Genomic DNA, 6,625 nt, shown 5'->3' on the forward strand with positions numbered 1-6,625 from the left:
GCCCGCCGGCTTGGCGGCGCCTGCCGCTTCTTCATGCCGGGCGGTCAGTTCGCGTGCCTTGTTGATTGCGCGCACCATCTGGAAAATGATGAACGCCAGGATCAGGAAGTTGAGCAGGATGGTCAGGAAGTTGCCGTAGGCGAACACGGCGCCGGCTTTTTTCGCCTCGGCCAGCGGCAAGCCGTAGGCCTGGCCGTTCAGGGGAAGATAATAGGCGGCGAAATCGAGGCCGCCAAAGATCTTGCCGACTACCGGCATGATGATATCTTCCACCAGTGAACTGACGATCTTGCCGAAAGCGCCGCCGATGATGACACCGACGGCCAGGTCGACCACGTTGCCCTTGATCGCAAATGCACGGAAGTCCTTGAGCATGCTCATCCTTGTTTCTCCTGTTAAAGATTGCCAATGATTCATTAAATATTAGTGCTAATCGCGTTATATCGCGCTCAGCCTAAAAAGTAAATTGGACATCGTCCGACGCCGCACTGCGGTAAAAGGGGAGGTCGCGACAGACTGAGGGCGGGTTGCGCTGCGTCAAAAGCCACTTGTTCCAAAGCCGCTACCATTGCCGTCGTTAGCTTCAAAACCCTATTCAGCTTATATATAATCGAAAAGTTGCATGAGGGTCACTTAGAAGGTCCACGCTAACTTACATTTTGGAGATAGGGGTCTTTATGACTGACGACAATCAGGTCGATGCAAGTCGACGGGGTTTGCTAGTTGCGACTTGCGCGGCCGGAGGTGTAGCGGGTCTGGCCACCGCCGGGGCATTCGTGTCCACCCTGCAACCGTCGGAACGCGCCAAGGCTGCCGGCGCACCGGTCGAGGTCGATATATCGAGCCTGGCACCCGGCGAAATGCGCACCGTCGAGTGGCGCGGCAAGCCGGTATGGATTCTCAAGCGCACGCCCGAGATGCTGGCCTCGCTCAAGGCGGCCGATGCCCAGGTAGCCGATCCCGCGTCCAAGCGCACCGATTTTTCCGAAACGCCCGAGTATGCCATGAACGAATGGCGTGCCATCCGCAAGGACATCCTGGTCGTGGTCGGCATCTGCCCGCACCTGGGCTGCTCGCCCAGTGCGCGTTTCCAGACCGGCGCCCAGCCGTCGCTGCCGGATGACTGGCACGGTGGTTTCCTTTGTCCGTGCCACGGATCGACCTTCGACCTAGCCGGGCGCGTCTACAAGAACAAGCCGTCCCCAGACAACCTCCAGGTGCCGCGCTACATGTTCGAAGGTGACAACAAGCTGGTCATCGGCAAAGACGAAAAAGGGGAGGCGTGATCATGGGAGCATTCCACGAGAAGAAACTGCCTGACGACGCACCGGCCGCGGCCAAGGCGCTCAACTGGGTCGATGCGCGCTTTCCGCTGACGTCGACCTGGAAAGCCCACCTCTCCGAGTACTACGCCCCCAAGAACTTCAACTTCTGGTACGCCTTCGGTTCGCTGGCGCTGCTGGTGCTGGTGATCCAGATCGTCACCGGCATCTTCCTGGTGATGCACTACAAGCCCGACGCCAACCTGGCCTTCGCCTCGGTCGAGTACATCATGCGCGACGTCCCATGGGGCTGGCTGGTGCGCTACATGCATTCCACCGGTGCCTCGGCCTTCTTCATCGTGGTCTACCTGCACATGGTGCGAGGGCTGCTCTACGGGTCGTACCGCAAGCCGCGCGAGCTGGTGTGGCTGTTCGGCGTGGGCATCTTCCTGTGCCTGATGGGTGAAGCCTTCTTCGGTTACCTGCTGCCATGGGGCCAGATGTCGTACTGGGGCGCGCAGGTGATCGTCAACCTGTTCGGCGCCATCCCGTTTATCGGCCCCGACCTCTCGTTGTGGCTGCGTGGCGACTACGTGGTGTCCGACGCCACCTTGAACCGCTTCTTCTCGTTCCATGTGATCGCCATCCCGCTGGTGTTGATCGGGCTGGTGGCGGCGCACATCATCGCGTTGCACGAAGTCGGCTCGAACAACCCCGACGGTATCGAGATCAAGGAAAAGCTCGACCAGAACGGCGTGCCGCTGGATGGCGTGCCATTCCACCCGTATTACTCGGTGCACGATATCTTCGCCGTGGCGATCTTCCTGATCGTGTTCTCGGCGGTGGTGTTCTTCGCCCCCGAGATGGGCGGCTACTTCCTCGAGTACAACAACTTCATCCCGGCCGACTCGCTCAAGACGCCGCCGCACATCGCCCCGGTGTGGTATTTCACGCCGTTCTATTCGATCCTGCGCGCCACCACGGCCGACTTCATGGGTTGGCTGATCGGCGCGGTGGCGTGCTACGTGGCGCTGCTGTCGTTCAAGTCGAACCTGTCGCGCAAGCTCAAGCTGGCATCGATCGTGATCGGCCTGGTGATCATCGCCGGCATGCTGGTGTTCGACGCCAAGTTCTGGGGCGTGGTGCTGATGGGCGTATCGGTGGTGATCCTGGGCGGCCTGCCGTGGCTGGACCACTCCCCCGTCAAGTCGATCCGCTATCGCCCGGGCTGGCACAAATACATCTACATCGTGTTCGCCATCGCCTTCGTGGCGCTCGGTTACCTCGGTGTGCAGCCGCCGACGGCCATCGGCACCGCCATCGCCCAGGTATGTTCGTTCATCTACCTCGGTTTCTTCCTGTTGATGCCGTGGTGGAGTGCGGCCGGTACCTTCAAGCCCGTACCCGATCGTGTTACCTATCATCCGCACTGAGCCAGCCGCCAAAAGGATAACAACATGACATTGCTCAAGAGACTGCTCGCCACCGTGGCGCTGGTGCCGGCCCTGGCCTGGGCCAGCGAAGGTGGCATCAAGCTGGAGCGCGCACCGGACCGCACCAAGGATGTTTCCGCACTGCAAAACGGCGCGCGCCTGTTCGTCAACTATTGCCTCAATTGCCATTCCGCGTCCTCGATGCGCTACAATCGCCTGCGCGATATAGGCCTGTCGGAAGAGCAGATCAAGGCTAACCTCTTGTTTACAGGAGAGAAAGTCGGCGATTTGATGAAAATCTCGATGCTGCCGCAAGACGCCAAGGCCTGGTTCGGGGCAACGCCGCCCGATCTTTCGGTGATCGCCCGGGCCAAGGCATCCGAGCTGGGATCCGGGCCGGACTGGATTTATACCTACCTGCGCAGTTATTATAGGGACGACAGTCGGCCCACCGGCTGGAACAACACGTTGTTCCCCAACGTCGGCATGCCCCATGTGTTGTGGGAATTGCAAGGTATTCGTGCAGCGAAGTACGTGGATGAGAAAGACCCCCACGATGCTGGGAAAACGATCCACAAATTTGACGGTTTCGAGCAGATCAAGCCCGGCAAGCTCAGTGTGATCGACTATGATAACGCCGTCGCCGACCTGGTCGGTTACCTGGAGTGGATGGCCGAGCCGGCGCAGAACACCCGCAAGCGCCTGGGTGTCTGGGTGCTGTTGTTCCTGGGGGTGTTTCTGGTGCTGACCTGGCGTTTGAACGCTTCCTATTGGAAGAACGTCAAGTAAAAAAGTAAAATCACGTATTCGCGCAGTTTTTGCGGAATCGCGTACCGGGGTGAGCGTCAACACGTCTCGCCCCCCTTTTGTTTTTAGGGCTCTATAAAATGATGGTTCTTTACTCGGGCACGACCTGCCCATTTTCGCAACGTTGCCGTCTCGTCCTGTTCGAAAAGGGCATGGATTTCGAGATTCGCGACGTCGACCTGTTCAACAAGCCTGAAGACATTTCGGTCATGAATCCCTATGGCCAGGTGCCTATCCTGGTCGAGCGCGACCTGGTGCTGTACGAATCGAACATCATCAACGAGTACATCGACGAGCGCTTCCCGCACCCGCAACTGATGCCGGCCGACCCGCTCATGCGCGCCCGCGCCCGCCTGATGCTGTTCAATTTCGAGAAGGAACTGTTCGTCCACGTGCACACGCTGGAAAACGAGAAGTCCAAGGCCGCCGAGAAGAGCCAGGAAAAGGCACGCAACGAGATTCGTGACCGCCTGACCCAGCTGGCGCCGCTGTTCCTGAAGAACAAGTACATGCTGGGCGACGAGTTCTCGATGCTCGACGTGGCCCTGGCCCCGCTGCTGTGGCGCCTGGACCATTACGGTATCGAACTGTCGAAGACCGCCGCGCCACTGATGAAGTATGCCGAGCGCATCTTCTCGCGTCCGGCCTACATCGAAGCGCTGACCCCATCCGAAAAGGTCATGCGCCGTTAAGCCGCAGTGCCGCAGGCGCGGCCTCATTGCGCGCCTCGGCTTGCCGCCGCAACCCCGGCCCAGCCGGCAGATGACGACCCGGGCGCTGGCCGCCCGATGCCGTCATTGCAGATCATTTCAAGTCATGCAAGAAGTCTCGACCAAGCCCTACCTGCTGCGCGCCATCTATGAATGGTGTACCGACAACGGTTATACGCCCCATATCGCCGTGGTGGTGGATGGCCGCACGCGCGTGCCGATGCAGTTCGTCAAGAATGGCGAGATCGTGTTGAACATCAGTTTCGAGGCGACCAGTGCGCTGAAGATGGAAAACGACAGCATCAGCTTCAGCGCCCGTTTTGGCGGTGTCTCGCGCGACATCATGATCCCGGTCGAAAACGTGATCGCCATCTACGCCCGTGAAAACGGTCAGGGCATGGCCTTCGAGGCGCCCAACCCGGCCACCGCGGTGGCTGAAGAGGATGTGCCTGCCGACACGCCCCCGGTGCTGTCGTCGGTCCCCGTTTCCGACCCCGAGAAGAAGAGTGTTGCCAGCGAAGGCGACGATGATGATCCCGAACCACCAAAAAAAGGTGGCAGGCCTGTACTAACCCGCATTAAGTAGGTTATACTCGCTGGCTAGATTTTGCTGGCTTAGCTCATCTGGTAGAGCACCTGACTTGTAATCAGGGGGTGGCGGGTTCAAGTCCTGCAGCCAGCACCAGGTTTCAAGAAGATCGGCCCACAGTGATGTGGGCCGATTTTTTTTTGCGCTGGAATTTTACGCTGGTGTAATTCGCGTCGCCATCAAGGGCGTATGTGGAGATCATCCGCTTTCTCGATCCGGATCGACGCAAACCGTCGCCTTCCCCCAAAAGGCATTACGCGGCATTCGAGAATTTCCCGATGCAACGCCAAATTGAGACGACTCCTATATCGGCCATTTTTCTCAATGGCGATGATTGATTACGGTGTCGCTATCGCGACTTGTTCTAATCAATTCATCCCGGAATGCAGCGTGCGAAATCTCTTTACTCTTTTTTTGTTGGTCACTGCCCTTGGTCTGACGACTTCGGCGCAGGCACAAAGCTGTTCCCTGGCGCGCACGGGTACGCTGGATTTTGGAAGGCAAACAATCAAGTTGCCCCGCGACTCTTCGAGCGGAACCGAAATTGCACGGCGCACCATTTCATACCGTATGTCCTGTGCAGGCTTGCCGCGTGGATACAGGATCGCTGTCAAATTCAGGCCCAATGTCGCCAATTGCGTGGTAAATGGCAACCCCAATTTTCTGAGCACCAATACCATTCCAAGCATAGGTATCAGCTTCGCCGCCACGCCCGTACCACCGGGAGGCACCGGGTCATCGGCAATCTGCACGACCAGCTCGACATCGGTCAATGGACGCTTCTTTGATCTTTTATTGAAGCCCATCACCCGCGCTTCGGAGACTTTTGATTTTTCGATTACCGCTGCCCTGGTCAAGACCTCGGGACCACTCCGGACCGGTTCGACCTCTTTCAGCGGCGATATCGGTACGTTGGATTGGGTCATTCTCGGGCGCGGGGGGAACTTGCAATTTGCGAACAATCACACTGTCAGTGCGTCTGCCACCGCGGTCGTGAGTGCGCTCACATGTGCCATTTCAAATATCACGGTGCCGATGGGCAGTGTTGCAGCGAGTACCCTGGCAGGCAGAGGGGAAAAGACCGCTCCGTGGAAGAGTTTTTCAATCGTGGCCAATAATTGTCCGGCGATGATGAGCCGCATCCGTTTCAGTTTGCTCAACACCAACCCCATGCTCGACGCTGCGGCCAAAGTGATGGCCGTGACCGCGGGGAGCGATTCCGCTCGCGGTATCGGGATCCAGATAGCGCATGACGACATCGATCAGACCATATTGGCCTTTTCGCAACGATATGACGCCCGCGGCTACGCATCCATCCAGGGCGCCGGCGGAAGCCTCTCGATCCCGTTGAAGGCGAGATATTACAAGCCGGGGGCGGTGGCGGCAGTCACGCCAGGCAAGGCCAATGGTCTCGCATCGGTCGTCATGTCCTACGAATAGGCGCGGACATCGTCGAACGTCACCAGCGTCGGTTTGCCGCAGCATCGGTCCACAGGAGTGCGGGCCGATGTTTTCTTTCCAGTTTCATTTCTGCTGCTGATCCCTTTTCGATTTTCGTGTGTCATCGAAATAAGAACGTTTCGCTTTCGCCTATGCGCGCATTGCGGTTTTCATATTTCACACGAAAGGCTACATCATGAGGCAGGTCCAGGCATCGAAGCGCCAACGCAATTCCGTTTTCCGATTGAATGCCGTGGCATTGGCCGCGCGTCACCTGGTGCTGATGGCACCGATGCTGGCGGCGCCAGTGGCCTATGCACAGACCGCGTCGACTGCCAGTACTGCCAACCCTGCGACCACCGTCGGCAGCAACAGCAACGCCGT

The 6,625-nt window shown here is 58.5% G+C and carries 9 protein-coding genes and 1 tRNA gene; 8 read left to right on the forward strand and 2 right to left on the reverse strand.

Annotation, left to right across the window (positions count from 1 at the left end; translation table 11 throughout):
• Positions 1-381, reverse strand: a 381-nt coding sequence (mscL, locus tag PMI40_RS11995; RefSeq protein ID WP_008115632.1) for a large conductance mechanosensitive channel protein MscL, incomplete at its 3' end; no start/stop codon positions are given.
• Between the two features lie 296 nt (positions 382-677).
• On the opposite strand from mscL, the gene petA reads away from it, so the two are divergent.
• The 6 genes from petA to PMI40_RS12025 all read left to right on the forward strand — a co-directional run bounded on the left by petA (position 678) and on the right by PMI40_RS12025 (position 4,897).
• Positions 678-1,286 carry a ubiquinol-cytochrome c reductase iron-sulfur subunit gene (gene petA, locus PMI40_RS12000; RefSeq protein WP_008115634.1) on the forward strand — a complete coding sequence of 203 codons (609 nt, stop codon included), beginning with the start codon at positions 678-680 and terminating at the stop codon, positions 1,284-1,286.
• Positions 1,287-1,288: 2 nt separating this feature from the next.
• On the forward strand, positions 1,289-2,695 hold the full coding sequence (locus PMI40_RS12005; protein ID WP_008115637.1) for a cytochrome bc complex cytochrome b subunit: 1,407 nt from the start codon (positions 1,289-1,291) through the stop codon (positions 2,693-2,695).
• A gap of 24 nt (positions 2,696-2,719) precedes the next feature.
• Positions 2,720-3,484 (forward strand): cytochrome c1, encoded by a 765-nt coding sequence (locus tag PMI40_RS12010; RefSeq protein ID WP_008115638.1) that lies wholly within the window; start codon positions 2,720-2,722, stop codon positions 3,482-3,484.
• Between the two features lie 98 nt (positions 3,485-3,582).
• Positions 3,583-4,194, forward strand: a complete 612-nt coding sequence (locus PMI40_RS12015; RefSeq protein WP_008115639.1) for a glutathione S-transferase N-terminal domain-containing protein — start codon at positions 3,583-3,585, stop codon at positions 4,192-4,194.
• Positions 4,195-4,318: 124 nt separating this feature from the next.
• Positions 4,319-4,798: a ClpXP protease specificity-enhancing factor gene (locus PMI40_RS12020; protein ID WP_008115640.1), complete on the forward strand. Its 480-nt coding sequence runs from the start codon at positions 4,319-4,321 to the stop codon at positions 4,796-4,798.
• A gap of 23 nt (positions 4,799-4,821) precedes the next feature.
• A tRNA-Thr gene (locus PMI40_RS12025) sits at positions 4,822-4,897 on the forward strand.
• A 272-nt stretch (positions 4,898-5,169) separates the two neighbouring features.
• Here PMI40_RS12025 and PMI40_RS23840 read toward each other — a convergent pair.
• Positions 5,170-5,574, reverse strand: coding sequence for a hypothetical protein (locus tag PMI40_RS23840; protein WP_157221512.1), 405 nt, complete (start codon positions 5,572-5,574; stop codon positions 5,170-5,172).
• A gap of 22 nt (positions 5,575-5,596) precedes the next feature.
• Between PMI40_RS23840 and PMI40_RS23845 the strand changes: the two genes are divergently transcribed.
• Together PMI40_RS23845 and PMI40_RS23850 are read left to right on the forward strand one after the other, a co-directional pair.
• Positions 5,597-6,241, forward strand: a complete 645-nt coding sequence (locus PMI40_RS23845) for a fimbrial protein (RefSeq protein WP_157221513.1) — start codon at positions 5,597-5,599, stop codon at positions 6,239-6,241.
• Between the two features lie 196 nt (positions 6,242-6,437).
• Positions 6,438-6,625, forward strand: a 188-nt coding sequence (locus PMI40_RS23850) for a hypothetical protein (protein WP_008115643.1), incomplete at its 3' end; no start/stop codon positions are given.

This window comes from Herbaspirillum sp. YR522, from assembly GCF_000282575.1.
Lineage (GTDB): Bacteria > Pseudomonadota > Gammaproteobacteria > Burkholderiales > Burkholderiaceae_D > Herbaspirillum.

Bases quoted from the DNA above. Each gene is read 5' to 3' on its own strand.
- petA (WP_008115634.1), top strand. From the start codon at position 678: ATGACTGACGACAATCAGGTCGATGCAAGTCGACGGGGTTTGCTAGTT.
- PMI40_RS12005 (WP_008115637.1), top strand. From the start codon at position 1,289: ATGGGAGCATTCCACGAGAAGAAACTGCCTGACGACGCACCGGCCGCG.
- PMI40_RS12010 (WP_008115638.1), top strand. From the start codon at position 2,720: ATGACATTGCTCAAGAGACTGCTCGCCACCGTGGCGCTGGTGCCGGCC.
- PMI40_RS12015 (WP_008115639.1), top strand. From the start codon at position 3,583: ATGATGGTTCTTTACTCGGGCACGACCTGCCCATTTTCGCAACGTTGC.
- PMI40_RS12020 (WP_008115640.1), top strand. From the start codon at position 4,319: ATGCAAGAAGTCTCGACCAAGCCCTACCTGCTGCGCGCCATCTATGAA.